The sequence below is a fragment of the Stenotrophomonas sp. STEN063 genome, assembly GCF_056854515.1.
Map to the genome: position 1 here is coordinate 1 of NZ_JBXFWF010000089.1, position 14,512 is coordinate 14,512.

Consider the following 14,512-nt stretch of genomic DNA (forward strand, 5'->3'; position numbering starts at 1 on the left):
GGTAAGGCCTCTGCCGAGCATGGCTCGGCACTACAGGTTGGGATTGTCGGTAAAGCCTCTGCCGAGCATGGCTCGGCACTACAGATAAAAACGGCGGGCACAAAAAAACCCGCTTTCGCGGGTTGTTTCGTTTGAGTCATGGTGCCCAGGAGAGGACTCGAACCTCCACGGAGTTGCCCCCGCTAGCACCTGAAGCTAGTGCGTCTACCAATTCCGCCACCTGGGCGACTCAGGAGCGAGATTATGTAGGACGTTTCTGGTGCCGTCAACAGGTTTGTGAAGAAAAGGTCCGATCACCGTAGCCCGGGTAAGCGCAGCGCACCCGGGGGTCGTCACTGGTGCCTTCGAGCATTGGGGGGAACCCGGGTGCGCCGCGCTTACCCGAGCTACCGTGGCCTGTTTGTTCGAACCGCAGAAACGAAAAAACCCGCTTTCGCGGGTTTGATCTTGAAACGTGGTGCCCAGGAGAGGACTCGAACCTCCACGGAGTTGCCCCCGCTAGCACCTGAAGCTAGTGCGTCTACCAATTCCGCCACCTGGGCACTTCAGGCCGCGCAGTTTGCAGAGGATGCGGATCTTTGTCAACGGTTTTTCACAAACATCTGCAGTGATGCTGTGCGCACCCTGTACACCTTGGTCCATGTACCATGGAGGCTGATGAAAAACAAAAAGACCACTGGGGCCGACAAGGCCCGCAAGTCCGCCACCGGCAGCAAGCCGGGCAAGGCGCCGGGCAAAGCCCCCAAAGCAAAAACCGCCAAGCTGCCGCCATGGATGCCGGAGAGTTTGTCCGCGTCGGCGAAGTCGGGCGCAGCAAAACCAGGCAAGGCCGGCCCACGCGCCGCTGCCAAGCCGGGGAAACGCAAGTTCACCGACGATGCCGCCCCGCAGAGTTTCGTGCGCGGCCGTCGCAAGTCCGGTCCGCCGGCTGCTGCGTTCGATGATCCGTATGCATCGCGCGAAGCCGAGCGCTACGCGCAGCCGATCGCCAGCCGCGAGGCCATCCTGCAGTTGCTGGACCGCTGCGAAGGACCACAGAACGCCGAGGAAATCGGTGCCGCGCTGGGCCTGACCGAGCCCGATCGTGCCGACGCGCTGTCCAAACGCCTTGGTGCGATGGTGCGCGACGGCCAGTTGGTGCAGAACCGTCGCGGCGGCTTCGCACCGGTCAGCCAGTTGAGCCTGATCCCCGGCGTGGTCATCGCCAACCCGGAAGGCTTCGGCTTCCTGCGCCCGGACGAGGGCGGCGACGATCTGTTCCTGTCGCCATACGAGATGCGCAAGGTCATGCACGGTGACCGTGCCTTGGCCAACGTCACCGGCATCGACCGCCGTGGCCGCCGCGAAGGCGCCATCGCCCGCGTGCTGGAACGTGGCGTCAACCGCCTGATCGGGCATTTCAGCATCGAGGCTGGCATCAGCTACGTGGTGCCGGATGACAAGCGCATCCAGCGCAACATCCAGATCCCGGGCGACCTCACGGGTGGCGCCAAGGACGGGCAGTTGGTGGTCTGCGAACTGACCCATGCGCCGGATTCGCGGCGTCCGCCGATCGGCAAGATCATTGCCGTGCTCGGCGACAAGCTGACCCCGTCGCTGGTGGTGGAAACCGCCATCCACGGCCATGAGCTGCCCTACGAGTTCCCGCCGGAGGTGCTGGACGAGGCCACTGCCGTGCCGTTGACGGTGGAAGCCTCGATGATCGGCAAGCGCGTGGACCTGCGTTCGATGCCGCTGGTCACCATCGATGGCGAGGACGCCAAGGATTTCGACGACGCGGTCTACTGCGAGCCGAACCGTGACGGTTTCCGGCTGGTGGTGGCCATTGCCGACGTCTCCAACTACGTGCGTCCCGGCACGCCGCTGGATGACGAAGCGCAGCGCCGCGCGACCTCGGTGTACTTCCCCGGTTTCGTGGTGCCGATGCTGCCGGAGACGCTGTCCAACGGCATCTGCTCGCTGCGGCCGAAGGAAGACCGCATGTGCTTCGTCTGCGACATGCAGATCGGGCGCGATGGCCAGGTCAGCGAGTCGAAGTTCTACGAAGCGGTGATGAATTCACACGCACGCCTGACCTACACGCAGGTGTGGGCGGCGGTGGGCGAGGACGACGCAGATGCCAAGGCCTTCATCGGCCCGCTGCTGCCGCAGATCCAGAACCTGCACCAGCTGTACCGCATCCTGTCCAAGGCGCGCGAGCGTCGCGGCGCCATCGAGTTTGAATCCTCGGAAGTGCGCTTCGTGCTGGACAACCGCGGTGAGGTCACCCAGGCCGGCATGATGGTGCGCAACGACGCCCACAAGCTGATCGAGGAATGCATGATCGCTGCCAACGTGGAGGCCGCGCGCTACCTGCTGTCCAAGCATGTGCCGGCGCCGTTCCGCGTGCACGAGCGGCCACCGGAGTCCAAGTTCGCCGACCTGCTGGAGTTCCTGAAGGAATTCAAGCTGAGTCTGCCGCCGTGGAGCAAGGTGCAGCCGGGCGATTACACCAAGCTGCTGAAGAAGGTGCGTGAGCGCCCGGACGCGGCATTGCTGGAGTCGGTGCTGCTGCGCAGCCAGTCGCTTGCGGTGTATTCGCCGGACAACAACGGTCACTTCGGTCTGGCGCTGGAGGCCTACGCGCACTTCACCTCGCCGATCCGCCGTTACCCGGATCTGCTGGTGCACCGCGCCATCAAGTACGCGCTGAGCGGCGGTCCGCTCGACAAGTACACCTACACCCCGCGCGAAATGGCGGCCTTGTCGCTGCAGTGCTCCGAGCGTGAGCGCCGTGCCGATGAGGCCGAGCGCGAGGTTGATGAGCGCTTCCGTGCGGCATGGATGGAAAAGCACGTTGGCAGCCAGTTCGAGGGCGTGATCAGTGGCGTGACCAGCTTCGGCCTGTTCGTCGAGCTGGACGAGTCCAAGGTCAATGGCCTGGTCCACGTGACCCAGCTGCCGCACGACTATTACCAGTTCGACCCGATCCGCAAGACGCTGAGCGGCGACCGTCGCGGCAACGAGTTCCGGCTCGGTGACCGGGTCCGCATCCTGGTGCTCAAGGCCAGCATGGAAGAGCGCAAGATCGACTTCCGGCTGGTCGAGAAGCTGGATGGCGAACCGCTGGAGGAAGGCCTGCCGCCGCTGCCCGAACGCGGCAAGCCAGCCAAGCGCACCAAGCAGAAGTATTGATGCCGGAAGCGGCCCTCGCAGCAGCGGCGGCCGCCATTCCCGCACCCCGCAGGCCGGTGGCAGCTGCGGGCCGGGCCGAATCGGCCTACCATTGCCACCCCCAGAAGTCCCCATGTGACGCCCATGAGCAAGCAGAACCAGTGGATCGTCGGCGTCAATGCCGTTGCTTCGTCGATCGAGAAAGACCCCGAAAACGTCCGCGAGGTCCTGATCGAGGCCGGCGCCAAGAACCCGCGCCTGGTTGAAATCGAGGAAGAGGCCCTGCGCAAGGGCATCGACGTGCGCAAGGTCAACGCCCAGGCGCTGGGCGGCGTGGCCGGCCAGGTCCGCCACCAGGGCGTGGTGGCGCGCTATGCCGCGCCCAAGCTGTGGGACGAGAACGAACTGAAGGGCCTGATCGAAGCGGCCGAAGGCAAGGCGCTGGTGCTGGTGCTGGACGAGGTGCAGGACCCGCACAACCTCGGCGCCTGCCTGCGCAGTGCCGCCGCCGCTGGCGTCACTGCGGTGGTGATCCCCAAGGACAAGAGTGCCCCGGTCAATGCGACCGTGCGCAAGGTCAGCGCCGGTGCCGCGGACAGCATTCCGGTGGTATCGGTGACCAATCTGGTCCGCTGCATCAAGGACATGCAGAAGCTGGGCGTGTGGGTGTATGGGCTGGCCGGTGAATCCGAAACCACCATCCACAAGCTCGACCTGCGTGGCAACGTGGCGTTGGTGATGGGCGGCGAAGCCGATGGCATGCGCCGCCTGACCCGCGAAACCTGCGACCAGCTGGTGCGCATCCCGATGCCGGGCGACGTCGAGAGCCTCAATGTATCCGTGGCGACGGGTGTGGCATTGTTCGAGGCAGTCCGCCAACGCCTGTAAGGAACATCATGCCCCGCACGCCGCCTCGTCTCTTCCTCCGATTGACCGTGGCGCTGGCGGGGCTTTGCGTCCTGGGCGCCGCCGCGCAGGACGCACCGCGCCAACGCGCGCGTGAGCTGGGCGTCGCGCCCGGCATCTTCAGCCCAGGCAGCAACAACGCGATCACCGACGTAGCCGGCGTGCGCGTTGGCCAGGTGACGCTGAGTACCGGCAACACGGTACGCACCGGCGTTACCGCGATCCTGCCGCATCCCGGCAATGCCTACCGCTCGCGGGTGCCGGCGGCGCTGCATGTTGGCAACGGCTTCGGCAAATTTGTCGGCAGCACCCAGGTCAACGAACTGGGCGAACTGGAAACCCCGATCCTGCTGACCTGCACGCTCTGTGTGTGGAAGGCGGCTGATGCGATGGCCGAGTGGATGCTGGCGCAGCCGGACATGCAGCAGGTGCGCTCGTTGAACGTGGTTGTTGGTGAAACCAATGATGGCGGCCTCAATGACATCCGCGCACGGCCGGTTACCGCGGACGCGGTGCGCCGGGCATTGGAGAGTGCGAAGAGCGGGCCGGTGCAGGAAGGCAGTGTCGGTGCGGGCACCGGCACGGTGGCATTCGGCTGGAAGGGCGGTATTGGCACCTCCTCGCGCAAGCTGCCCGAGAGTCTTGGCGGCTGGACCGTCGGCGTGCTGGTGCAGGCCAATTTCGGCGGTGTCCTGCAGGTGGAAGGTGCACCGGTCGGGCGCGAGCTGGACCGCTATGCATTCCAGAATGCAGTGGCAGCGCAGGGCAATGTGCGCGGACTTGCCGATGATCGCGGCGATGGCTCGGTGATCATCGTGGTGGCGACCGACGCGCCCTTGTCGGACCGCAACCTGCGGCGTCTGGCCTCGCGCGGAATGATGGGTTTGGGGCGCACCGGCAGCTCCGCCTCCAACGGCAGCGGCGACTATGTGCTGGCATTTTCAACGGCGGCGTCGGTGCGGCGTGGGTTTGACGCGGCGCAGCTGCAGACCACCGAACTGGCCAACGAGCAGATGAGCGCGGTGTTCCAGGCCAGCGTCGATGCGGTGGAAGAGTCGGTCTACAACGCCTTGTTCATGGCGACCACGGTGAGTGGCAATGGGCAGACGGTGGAGGCGATTCCGCTGGACAAGGTGCGGGAGGTTCTGCAGCGGCATGGGGTGGGCGCGCCGGGGCAGTAGGGTGCCTGGAGTGCTGCGGAACCAAGCCATGTTTGGCCAAGTCCCTTCTCCCGCTTGCGGGGTTAAGAACAGGCGTTCACGAGCCAAAGGCTCGTGACTGTTCGTACGCCCTGCGTGCTACGCAGGGCCGGGGCGCGGAGCGAGGTGCCCGAAGGGCGGATGAGGGGAGCGCTTCAGCTTCTCGGCCTTTCAGCTTTTGCTTCTCCGCTCGGCCCTCTCCCCAACCCCTCTCCCGGAGGGAGAGGGGCTCAAGTCGCCCCGCCACCCAGCGCCTTGTACAGCGTCACATCATTGACCAGCTGGCTGCGCTTGGTCTGCGCCAGCGACAACTCGGCGTTACGGCGGGTCTGCTCGGCTTCCAGCCAGGTACGCAGATCGGTGGCACCCGCGCGATAACGCACCTCGTACAAACGCGCGATCTCCACCGCCTCGTCATACGAAGCCTGCGCCGCAGCGACCTGCTCCGCGAGGCGGGTGCGTGCCGACAAGGCGTTGTCCACTTCCGACAGCGCGGTATACAGCGTGCGCCGGAAATCATTGGCGGCGATCTGGTAGGAAAGATCGGCCGATTTGATATCCAGCTGCATCTGCCGGAATTTCAGGAATGGCAGGCTCAGACCAGCACCCAGCGTCGCCACCGGATTGGTCAGCACATCACCCAGCGAAGTTGCGGAACTGCCTACCGAACCACTCAGGCTCAGGCTGGGGTAGTAGCTGGTGGCGGTCACCTTGATGCTCTTCAGCGACTGCCGCAGGCGCAGCTCGGCAGCACGCAGGTCGGGCCGGCGTGCCAGCAGCTCGGCCGGCATGCCTTCGACCAGGGCCGGGCTCTGCGCGACATCAAGGTTCTGCGGCTCGTTCGCCAGCGGCCAGGGCTGGCCATCGAGCAGCACGGTCAGCGCATTGCGGGTTTCCACCCGTTGCTGTTCCAGCTGCGACTGTGCGGCCTTCTGGCTCTCGATGTTCTGCTGCGCCTGGCGCACTTCCAGCCGCGATACGCCGCCGGCATCGAACTGTGCCTGTACCAGGGAAGCGGTGCGCTGCAGGCGCTCAAGATTGGCCTGGCCGGTGGCAATCGCCTGGTTGAGGTAACCCAGCTGCCAGTACAACTCGGTGCTCTGGCCGACCAGGCTCAGCGTGGTGCTCTGCAGGTCCTGCGCGGTGGCCTGCGCTTCCCACTGGGCGATGTCGCGCTGGCCGCGCAGCTTGCCCCACAGGTCCAGCTCCCAGCCCAGCGATACGCTGGCGCTGTGGTTGCGCGACCAGTCGTCGCTGCTGTCGGTACTGCGGCTGCCGTTGGCGCTGACCGAGCCGCTGGCCTGTGGCCACAGGTCGGCGGAGGCCAGTCCGGCCTGGGCGCGGGCACGTTCCAGCTTCAAACCTGCCGAGGCCATGTCGGTGTTGCTGGCCAGTACGCGTTCGATCAGCTGGTCCAGGTTCGGATCGGCGAAGCCCTGCCACCAGGCATCTGCATGCACATCGGCAACCGGTGCGGTCACTTCGTGCTCGATGGCCTGTACCGGTGCATTGGCAGCGGCATCGCCACGGCCGTAGACAGTGGGCACGCGCAGGTCGGCGGCAGGGTCGGCGCTGGGCGTGGTGGCGCAGCCGACCAAGGCGGTGGTCAAGGCGGCGGAAAGCAGCAGGGGGCGCAGTGATTTCATGGTCATCTTCATTCGCGGGCCAAGGCCTCGACCGGGTCGAGCTGGGCGGCGTTGCGGGCCGGCAGGAAACCGAACGCCACGCCGATCAGGGTCGAGCAGGCGAAGGCGGCAATGATCGAGCCGGTGGAGAACAGCAGGGTGAAGCTGGCACCGAAGGTCTGGAAGGCCCAGCCGATCGACAGCGCCAGCGCGATGCCCAGCACACCGCCGAGCAGGCAGACCAATACCGCTTCGATCAGGAACTGCTGGCGGATATCGCTTTGCCGCGCACCCACGGCCATGCGCACGCCGATTTCGCGGGTACGTTCGGTCACCGATACCAGCATGATGTTCATCACGCCGATGCCGCCGACCACCAGTGCAATCGCGGCGATGGCGCCGATCAGCAAGGTCATGGTCTTGGTGGTGGACTCGATGGTCTCGCGGATCTCGGCGGTGTTACTTAGGAAGAAGTCCTCGGTGCCGTGGCGCAGGGTCAACAGTTTGGTGATCGCCGACTGCGCGGCATCCATCGGCGTGTCGTCCTTCACCCGCAAGGTGATGCTGCTCAGGTAGGTCTGCCCCAGCATGCGTGCCATCACCGTGGTGTACGGCACCCAGACGCTGAGATTGGTGCTGCCACCAAAGCCCATCGACTGGCGCTTGGCCACGCCGATCACCCGTGCGGGCACATTGCCCAGCAGCACTACCTTGCCCAGCGGATCATCACTGCCGAACAGCTGGGTACGTGTGTTCTCGTCGATCACCACGACCTGTGCCAGACCCTTTACCTCGCTTTCGTCGAAGTAGCGACCGCTGACCAGGGTCATGCCCTTTACCCGGAAGTACTGGTCGCCGATGCCGGCGACCTGCGCCGAGGCGGCCTTGTTGCCGACCCGCGCGGTCACCGAACTGGACACGCTGGGGGTGACGCTGTCGATGTAACTCTGCGTGGCCAGTGCTTCGGCATCGCTGCTTTTCAACGTCTGCACGCGGGCCGAGCGCATGTCGCCGAAGCCACGGCCCGGGTAGACGTCGATGGTATTGGTGCCCAGCGAGGAAATGTTCTGCAGGATCTGCTGCTGCGAGCCATTGCCCATCGCCACCACCGACACCACCGAGGCGATGCCGATGATGATGCCGAGCATGGTCAGGAAGGTACGCAGGCGGTGTGCGTTCATTGCCAGCAAGGCCATGCGGAAAGCTTCGACGAAGCGATCACGTGCGGCCTGGAAGGCGCTGCCACCGGCGCGCACGGGCTCGGTGCGCTGCTGCGTCTGCAGTGCCGGCACCTTGTCGTTGCGGCGGTCGGCGATGATCTCGCCATCGCGGATCTCGATGATGCGCTGGGCGTGCTCGGCCACGTGCATGTCGTGGGTGACGATGATGATGGTCTGGCCTTCGGCATGCAGCTCGCCGAGGATGTTCATCACTTCCTCGCCCGAAGCGCTGTCCAGCGCGCCGGTGGGTTCGTCGGCCAGGATCACCTCGCCACCGTTCATCAGCGCACGCGCGATGGACACGCGCTGCTGTTGGCCACCAGACAACTGGCCTGGCTTGTGGCCCATGCGGTCGCTCAGGCCAAGGCGGGTGAGCAGGGCCTCGGCCCGTTCGCGCCGTGCCTCGTGCGGGGTGCCGGCGTAGATTGCCGGCACTTCCACGTTGCCGCGTGCGTCCAGATCGCCCAGCAGGTGATAGCGCTGGAAGATGAAACCAAAATGTTCACGGCGCAGCTCGGCCAGTTCGTCCGGTTGCATGCGCCCGGTTTCGCGGCCGGCCACTTTGTACGAGCCCACGGTGGGGCGGTCCAGGCAGCCGAGGATGTTCATCAGCGTCGACTTGCCCGAACCGGACTGGCCGACGATGGCGACCATCTCGCCGGCGTGGATGTCGAGGTTGACGTCCTTGAGCACGGCGATGGTGTCCTCGCCGGCGGGGAACTCGCGACGCAGGTCGCGCAGTTGCAGCAGTGGCTGGCTCATCGGCGCGGGCCACCCATCATCGGGCCCATCGGGCCGCGCTGGTTGCTGCTGCTGGATTTCTCGCCGACGGTGACTTCGCCGACCACGACCAGCTCACCTTCCTTCAGGCCTTCCAGTACTTCGACGTTGGAGCCGTTGTTGAGGCCGACCTTGATCGTGCGCGGCTCGGGCTGCCCGTCCTTGTTGACCACGCGGACCACGTAGCTGTTGCTCTTGGCCAGTGCGGCGGCATCCGGCTGGCGGCGCTGCTGGCGCTGGCCTTCCTGCTTGCTGCGGGCAGCGCGCTGCTCGCCATTGGCGGCAGTCGCACCGGGGCCACGGCCGCCTTCCGGCACCTTGGGGCCGAGCGCGACGGTGGGGATCAACAGCGCGTCCTTGGCCTGGGCCAGCATCACCGAGACCTGCGCGGTCATGTCGATGCGCAGCGTGCCGTCCGGATTCTCGACGTCGAACAGCGCGTTGTAGTAAACGGCGGTGCTGGAGCTGGACGAGGAAGAGCTGCTGGAGCTGGTGCTGTCGGTGCTGATCGAGGCTGGCGCCGGGTTCACCGTGCGCAGCTTGGCTTCGTACTTGTGGTCCGGATTGCCGAGGATGGTGAAGTACACCGGCATGCCGGGCTTGACCTTGACCACGTCGGCTTCGGAAATCTCGGCATTCACGGTGACCAGGTCCAGCCGCGCCAGCTTGACGATGGTCGGCGCGGACTGGTTGGCGTTGACGGTACGACCTTCTTCGGCAACCACCGCGACCACGGTGCCGTCGATGGGCGCGGTGATACGGGTATAGCCGAGGTTGGCCTGGGCGGTGCCCAGCTCGGTTTCGCGCTGGCGGATCTGCGCATCGAGGGCGCGGATCTGCGCACGGGTGCTGGCCAGGTTGGCTTCGGCTGACTCGTAGTCGGCGCGCGAGGTGGCTTCGGCGGCCAGCATCTCCTTCTGGCGGGCGAAAGCCAGCTCGGATTCCTTCAGCGAGGCAGTCTGCACCGCACGCTGGGCGCGGATGTTCTCCAACGCGGCTTCGGCATTCTTCAGGCTGTTTTCCTGGGTGACCGAATCGATCTCGGCGATCAGGTCACCCTGCTTGACCACATCACCCAGCTGCACCTTCAGCACCTTGATCTGGCCCGAAGCCTGCGCACCGACGCTGACCAGCTTGTAGGCATCGATGACGCCGGTGGCGTCGACCGTCTGTTCCAGATCGCCACGGCTGACCGGCGAGGTGGCCATCGAAGGAGTGGCGGGCTTGCGTGTGGCCCAGAACACGCCGCCGGCGATCAGGACGACGATGGCAGCGGCAAGCAGGATGCGGTTGCGGCGGGAGGAGGGCAGCAGCTTCACGGTGATCAGGCACTCAGGCTGGGCCGCAGCGTGCGGCGTTGATGCCAGTGTGGTCAGCGCCCTGTTCAGCCTCAAGGCACAGTGTGTGTCGGCATGTATCAGGTTCAGCCAGCAATGTATCGGCGTGTATCAAGTGCGGGCGTTGATACCTGTGGATACACTGCGGCCGCGCACGACGATCCGCTAGCATGGATCATTGCCCCATGACGGACATACAGACCTTGCACCGCTTGTTGGTGGTAGACGACGACAGTGACATCCGCAGCCTGCTGGCCGAGCAACTGGGCCGGGCCGGTTATGCCGTGAGCACGGCGGCCGATGGCAACCAGATGCGCCAGGTATTGGCGCGCGAGCACATCGACCTGATCGTGCTTGACCTGAACCTGCCGCGCGAAGACGGCCTGGCGTTGTGTCGCGAGTTGCGGGTGCGTTCGACCACGCCGGTGATCATGCTCACCGCACGCAGCGAACCGATTGATCGCGTGCTGGGGCTGGAAATGGGCGCCGACGATTACCTGGCCAAGCCCTTCGAGCCGCGCGAGCTGCTGGCACGCATCCGCAACGTGCTGCGCCGGACCGAGGCCCTGCCGACCAACATGGAACCGCTGGCGATGCGCCGGGCGCTGTTCTCCGGCTGGGTATTCGATCTGGAGCACCGGCATCTGGTTGACCCGGCCAAGCGCGTGGTGATGTTGTCGGGAGCCGAGTTCCGCCTGCTGCGGGTGCTGGTTGCGCATGCCAACAAGGTGTTATCGCGCGAGCAGCTGGTGTCGCTGAGCAGCGGTCGCAACTACGAATCGCAGGACCGTGCCATCGACCTGCAGATCAGCCGCCTGCGGCAGAAGCTGGCTGATGCTGGTGGTGCCGACGGCCTGATCAAGACGGTGCGCAACGAGGGCTATGTGTTCGCCAGCGCGGTGACGCTGGAATGAAGCGGCTGCGCCTGTTCCTGTCGTCGATGGCCGGGCGGCTGTTCGTCATCCTCCTGGTCGGCATGATGGTGGCGGCGATTGGCGCGACATTGCTGGCCGAGAGCCGGCGCCAGCAGGAATTCGAGCGGCAGAACCTTGCGCGTATCGCCGACCGTCTGCAGGGCTTCGTCAATCTGCTGGACGGCAACCCGGAGCTGCGCAGCCGCCTGCTGGCGGTGGGCGGACCCAATGTGCGTGAGGTGAAAGGCGACTTCCGCGTCGGCGATGTGGACGAGGCCCTGATGGCGGTGCTGGCGGCACGCGGTGGTGCAGTCGCCAATGCGCAGGTGCGCGCGACCAGTTTCCGCTCCTGCATGCCGCCGCTGCCGGAATTCCTGCCACCACCTGGGCACGGACAGCGATCACAGCACCCGCGTGAGCGCGACCCGGCATTCACCCCACCGCGCTGTCGCCTGGTGGAATTGAAGCTCACTGACGGCACGCCGCTACGCTTGGCGCTGGAATACCCGGCGGTGGCAAGGCGCAGCGGGGCGGCGTTTGACCCATGGTTCCTGTCGCTGCTGGCACTGGCGATCGGCTTGCTGGCCTATGTGGTTGCGCGTATCGCCAGCTCGCCATTACAGCGATTGGCAAACCACGCCACCGAGCTTGGCCATGACCTGCAGCGCGAACCGCTGCCGGTCAGCGGGCCCTTGGAAGTGCAGCGTGCTGCCGAAGCCTTCAATGCCATGCAGAAGCGTCTGCAGCGCCACTTGAGCGAACGCACGCAGATGCTGGCGGCGATCACCCACGACCTGCAGACGCCATCGACGCGGCTGCGCCTGCGGCTGGAAAACGTGCAGGACGAACAATTGCGTGAGCGCCTGATCGGCGATCTTGCCGCGATGCAGGCCTTGATTCGCGAGGGATTGGATCTTGCTCGCAGTGCCGAGAGCGCCGAGCAACGTGCGGCGCTCGACCTGGACTCGCTGCTGGAAAGCGTGGTCGAGGACGCCGCCGAGTCCGGTCATGACGCGGTGCTGCAGCAGGGGAGCGGGGCGGTGCTGATGCTGCGGCCGTTGGCGATGCGGCGTTTGTTCTCCAATCTGGTCGACAACGCGGTGAAGTATGGCCGCGCCGCGCATGTCAGTGCACGCCGTGATGGCGATGCAGTCGAGGTGCGGGTGCGTGACAACGGGCCGGGGCTGGCCGAGGACGAACTCGAAGCCGTGTTCACCCCGTTCCTGCGCCTGGAAACCTCGCGCTCACGCGAGACCGGCGGCGCTGGCCTGGGCCTGACCATCGCCCGTGCACTGGCAGAAAAAGACGGTGCAAGCTTGATCCTGCGCAATCACCCCGAAGGCGGTCTGGAAGCCATCGTTCGGTGGGAAGCGCCGCAGTGGCCGGCCAGCGCCTAGCGGCGCTGGGCTGTTGTAGGAGCGGCGTCAGCCGCGAAGCAACAGATGCATCCGGCGCGAGCGAAGGCAGACCATCATTGGTATGTCGAGCGCAGGAAACTATTGCTTGAGTCTGGCGGATAGCCAGCTTCGCGGCTGACGCCGCTCCCACAACAGCGGGGGCGCTAGGCTTTCACACCACCAATCACACTCCGGCGGAAATCCCTGCTGCCAGCGCTCGCTCATCCCTGCAACAAGGCCTCCGTTTGCTAGTATCGCCACACCAGTTTGGGGCATGAACGATGGCAGCAGAGAAGAATCCGGTAACCCGGTCGGGCATGGGGATGCGCGCGACGTCGGGCAGGGCGAGGGTCTTTGCAAAACGATGTCTGGCAGCGCTGAGCGTGTTGGCAGGCGTTGCTGCGGCACCTGCCTGGGCGCAGGGTGGAGTCGAAGGTTTCTCGCCGTCGCTGGCGGTATTGCCGCTGCCCGGCCTGCTCGCCGGCGTGTGTCTGCTGTTGCTCGTGCTGGTGTTGTGGCTGGCGCTTCAGCTCAGGCAGCAACGTGGCCAGGCCCAGCAGCTCGCCGCGCAGGAGCATGCTCGGTCCGAACAGCTGCAGCAGCAGAACGGCCGGCTGGAAGTCGCCCTGCTGGAGAAGGCACAGTTGGAACAGCGGCTGCGCGAGCAGGCCGAAGCGTTCGAGCGCTTGGCCAATGAGGATGATCTCAGTGGCCTGCCCAACCGCCGTGCCTTCGATGACGTGCTGGCGCGTGACATGGCGGCAGCGCGTCGTACCGGGCGTTCCTTGAGCCTGGTGGTACTGAGCATCGATCACCTCAAGCAGATCAATGCCGAGTGGTCGCGTGCGGTGGGTGACCTGGTGCTGTGCGAGGTAGGCGATCTGATGCGACGCAGCCTGCGTGCATCCGACATGCCGGCACGGTTGGGCAACAAGGAATTTGCCGTGCTATTGGCCGATACCGCGTTGCCCGAGGCCGAGATCGCCTGCCAGCGCCTGCAGCGTCTGTTTGGTCAGTACGCGGAGTGGGGCGGCCATGAGGCCGGTGATATCAAGGTCAGTTTCAGTGCTGGCGTTGTGCAGCTCGGCGAAGACGACCAGGCGCCGGTGCTGTTCTATCAGCGTGCCAAGAACGCATTGGCGCAGGCAAAGAAGGAAGGCCGCGCAAGGACCTGCGCGGCCTGATGATCGTGCAGCTCAGCGGCCGGGCGCGGTTGGCCAGGCGTTGACGATCTTGCAGAACAGGCGCGCGGTCTGTTCGGTGTCGTATACCGCGCTGTGCGCTTCACTGGCATCCCACTCGAAGCCAGCCGCCTGTACCGAGCGGGCCAGCACGGTCTGACCGTAAGCCACGCCGGCAAGCGTCACCGTGTCGAACACGCTGAACGGATGGAATGGGTTGCGCTTGTGGCCGCTGCGGGCGACGGTGGCGTTGACGAAATTCAGGTCGAAATGCGCGTTGTGGCCGACCAGGATCGCGCGCTGGCAGTTGTACTTCTTCATCGCCGCACGCACCGGCGCGAATACATGCTCCAGGGCATCGCGCTCGGGCTTGGCGAGGCGGAACGGGTGGTCGAGCACGATGCCGGTGACTTCCAGCGATTTGGGATCGATTTCGGTGCCTTCGGCGGGAATCACATGCGCGCTGGCGGTCTGGCCGGGGTAGAGCAGGCCGTTCTCGTCCATCTCCACCGGCACTGCGGCGATCTCAAGCAGGGCGTGGCGATTGCAGTCAAAGCCGCCCGTTTCGACGTCCACCACCACCGGCAGGAAGCCACGGAAGCGTTGCGCCATCGGCGTGAAAGCAGGGCGGGGGACCGAGGGTTCAGCAAGTTCGTTCATCGCAATAGGGTAGCAGAGCGGGTCAAGTGGCCGCGTCAGCAAGGGGCGGTAAGCGCTGTGGGGCACCTGTAGTGGGGCGGCCAGGGCAGCAAACGACCCGAACGGCGTAAATAACCCGCCGACAGCGCGGCGCAGAAAGG

General features: G+C 65.5%; 10 protein-coding genes and 2 tRNA genes. 6 read left to right on the forward strand and 6 right to left on the reverse strand.

The features are described from left to right. Positions 1-139: 139 nt before the first annotated feature. Positions 140-226: transfer RNA gene (locus AC1VWL_RS17795), tRNA-Leu, on the reverse strand. A 229-nt stretch (positions 227-455) separates the two neighbouring features. Next, a tRNA-Leu gene (locus AC1VWL_RS17800) sits at positions 456-542 on the reverse strand. 115 nt (positions 543-657) lie between these two features. On the opposite strand from AC1VWL_RS17800, the gene rnr reads away from it, so the two are divergent. The 3 genes from rnr to AC1VWL_RS17815 all read left to right on the forward strand — a co-directional run bounded on the left by rnr (position 658) and on the right by AC1VWL_RS17815 (position 5,240). Then, positions 658-3,174, forward strand: a complete 2,517-nt coding sequence (gene rnr, locus AC1VWL_RS17805) for a ribonuclease R (protein ID WP_482987567.1) — start codon at positions 658-660, stop codon at positions 3,172-3,174. A 123-nt stretch (positions 3,175-3,297) separates the two neighbouring features. Then, positions 3,298-4,041 (forward strand): 23S rRNA (guanosine(2251)-2'-O)-methyltransferase RlmB, encoded by a 744-nt coding sequence (rlmB, locus tag AC1VWL_RS17810; RefSeq protein ID WP_282273113.1) that lies wholly within the window; start codon positions 3,298-3,300, stop codon positions 4,039-4,041. Between the two features lie 8 nt (positions 4,042-4,049). Next, entirely contained in the window at positions 4,050-5,240 is a 1,191-nt protein-coding gene (locus tag AC1VWL_RS17815; RefSeq protein ID WP_482987568.1) for a DmpA family aminopeptidase, read from the forward strand. A gap of 248 nt (positions 5,241-5,488) precedes the next feature. Here AC1VWL_RS17815 and AC1VWL_RS17820 read toward each other — a convergent pair whose 3' ends face one another. The 3 genes from AC1VWL_RS17820 to AC1VWL_RS17830 are packed head-to-tail and all read right to left on the reverse strand — an operon-like array spanning position 5,489 to position 10,208. Then, positions 5,489-6,904: an efflux transporter outer membrane subunit gene (locus AC1VWL_RS17820; protein ID WP_482987569.1), complete on the reverse strand. Its 1,416-nt coding sequence runs from the start codon at positions 6,902-6,904 to the stop codon at positions 5,489-5,491. Positions 6,905-6,912: 8 nt separating this feature from the next. After that, positions 6,913-8,865 carry a MacB family efflux pump subunit gene (locus tag AC1VWL_RS17825; protein WP_482987570.1) on the reverse strand — a complete coding sequence of 651 codons (1,953 nt, stop codon included), beginning with the start codon at positions 8,863-8,865 and terminating at the stop codon, positions 6,913-6,915. After that, the gene (locus AC1VWL_RS17830) at positions 8,862-10,208 is read right to left on the reverse strand and encodes an efflux RND transporter periplasmic adaptor subunit (protein WP_482987573.1); all 1,347 of its coding nucleotides are present in this window, start codon (positions 10,206-10,208) and stop codon (positions 8,862-8,864) included. The genes AC1VWL_RS17825 and AC1VWL_RS17830 overlap by 4 nt, the downstream gene beginning before the upstream one ends. Positions 10,209-10,405: 197 nt before the next feature. Here AC1VWL_RS17830 and AC1VWL_RS17835 point away from each other — a divergent pair, with 197 nt between their 5' ends. The 3 genes from AC1VWL_RS17835 (at position 10,406) to AC1VWL_RS17845 (ending at position 13,715) form a co-directional block, all read left to right on the forward strand. Further along, positions 10,406-11,134 (forward strand): response regulator, encoded by a 729-nt coding sequence (locus AC1VWL_RS17835; protein ID WP_282272210.1) that lies wholly within the window; start codon positions 10,406-10,408, stop codon positions 11,132-11,134. Further along, positions 11,131-12,531, forward strand: a complete 1,401-nt coding sequence (locus tag AC1VWL_RS17840; RefSeq protein WP_482987571.1) for an ATP-binding protein — start codon at positions 11,131-11,133, stop codon at positions 12,529-12,531. Before AC1VWL_RS17835 ends, AC1VWL_RS17840 begins: the two co-directional genes overlap by 4 nt. A 383-nt stretch (positions 12,532-12,914) precedes the next feature. After that, positions 12,915-13,715, forward strand: coding sequence for a GGDEF domain-containing protein (locus AC1VWL_RS17845; protein ID WP_482987572.1), 801 nt, complete (start codon positions 12,915-12,917; stop codon positions 13,713-13,715). Between the two features lie 12 nt (positions 13,716-13,727). On the opposite strand, the gene rnt is transcribed toward AC1VWL_RS17845, so the two are convergent. Beyond that, entirely contained in the window at positions 13,728-14,372 is a 645-nt protein-coding gene (gene rnt / locus AC1VWL_RS17850) for a ribonuclease T (RefSeq protein ID WP_282273403.1), read from the reverse strand. Positions 14,373-14,512 lie beyond the last annotated feature (140 nt).

What these genes read in the sequence shown, in the direction of transcription:
- rnr (WP_482987567.1), top strand. Translation starts at nt 658, where the DNA reads ATGAAAAACAAAAAGACCACTGGGGCCGACAAGGCCCGCAAGTCCGCC.
- rlmB (WP_282273113.1), top strand. Translation starts at nt 3,298, where the DNA reads ATGAGCAAGCAGAACCAGTGGATCGTCGGCGTCAATGCCGTTGCTTCG.
- AC1VWL_RS17815 (WP_482987568.1), top strand. Translation starts at nt 4,050, where the DNA reads ATGCCCCGCACGCCGCCTCGTCTCTTCCTCCGATTGACCGTGGCGCTG.
- AC1VWL_RS17820 (WP_482987569.1), bottom strand. Translation starts at nt 6,904, where the DNA reads ATGAAATCACTGCGCCCCCTGCTGCTTTCCGCCGCCTTGACCACCGCC.
- AC1VWL_RS17825 (WP_482987570.1), bottom strand. Translation starts at nt 8,865, where the DNA reads ATGAGCCAGCCACTGCTGCAACTGCGCGACCTGCGTCGCGAGTTCCCC.
- AC1VWL_RS17835 (WP_282272210.1), top strand. Translation starts at nt 10,406, where the DNA reads ATGACGGACATACAGACCTTGCACCGCTTGTTGGTGGTAGACGACGAC.
- AC1VWL_RS17840 (WP_482987571.1), top strand. Translation starts at nt 11,131, where the DNA reads ATGAAGCGGCTGCGCCTGTTCCTGTCGTCGATGGCCGGGCGGCTGTTC.
- rnt (WP_282273403.1), bottom strand. Translation starts at nt 14,372, where the DNA reads ATGAACGAACTTGCTGAACCCTCGGTCCCCCGCCCTGCTTTCACGCCG.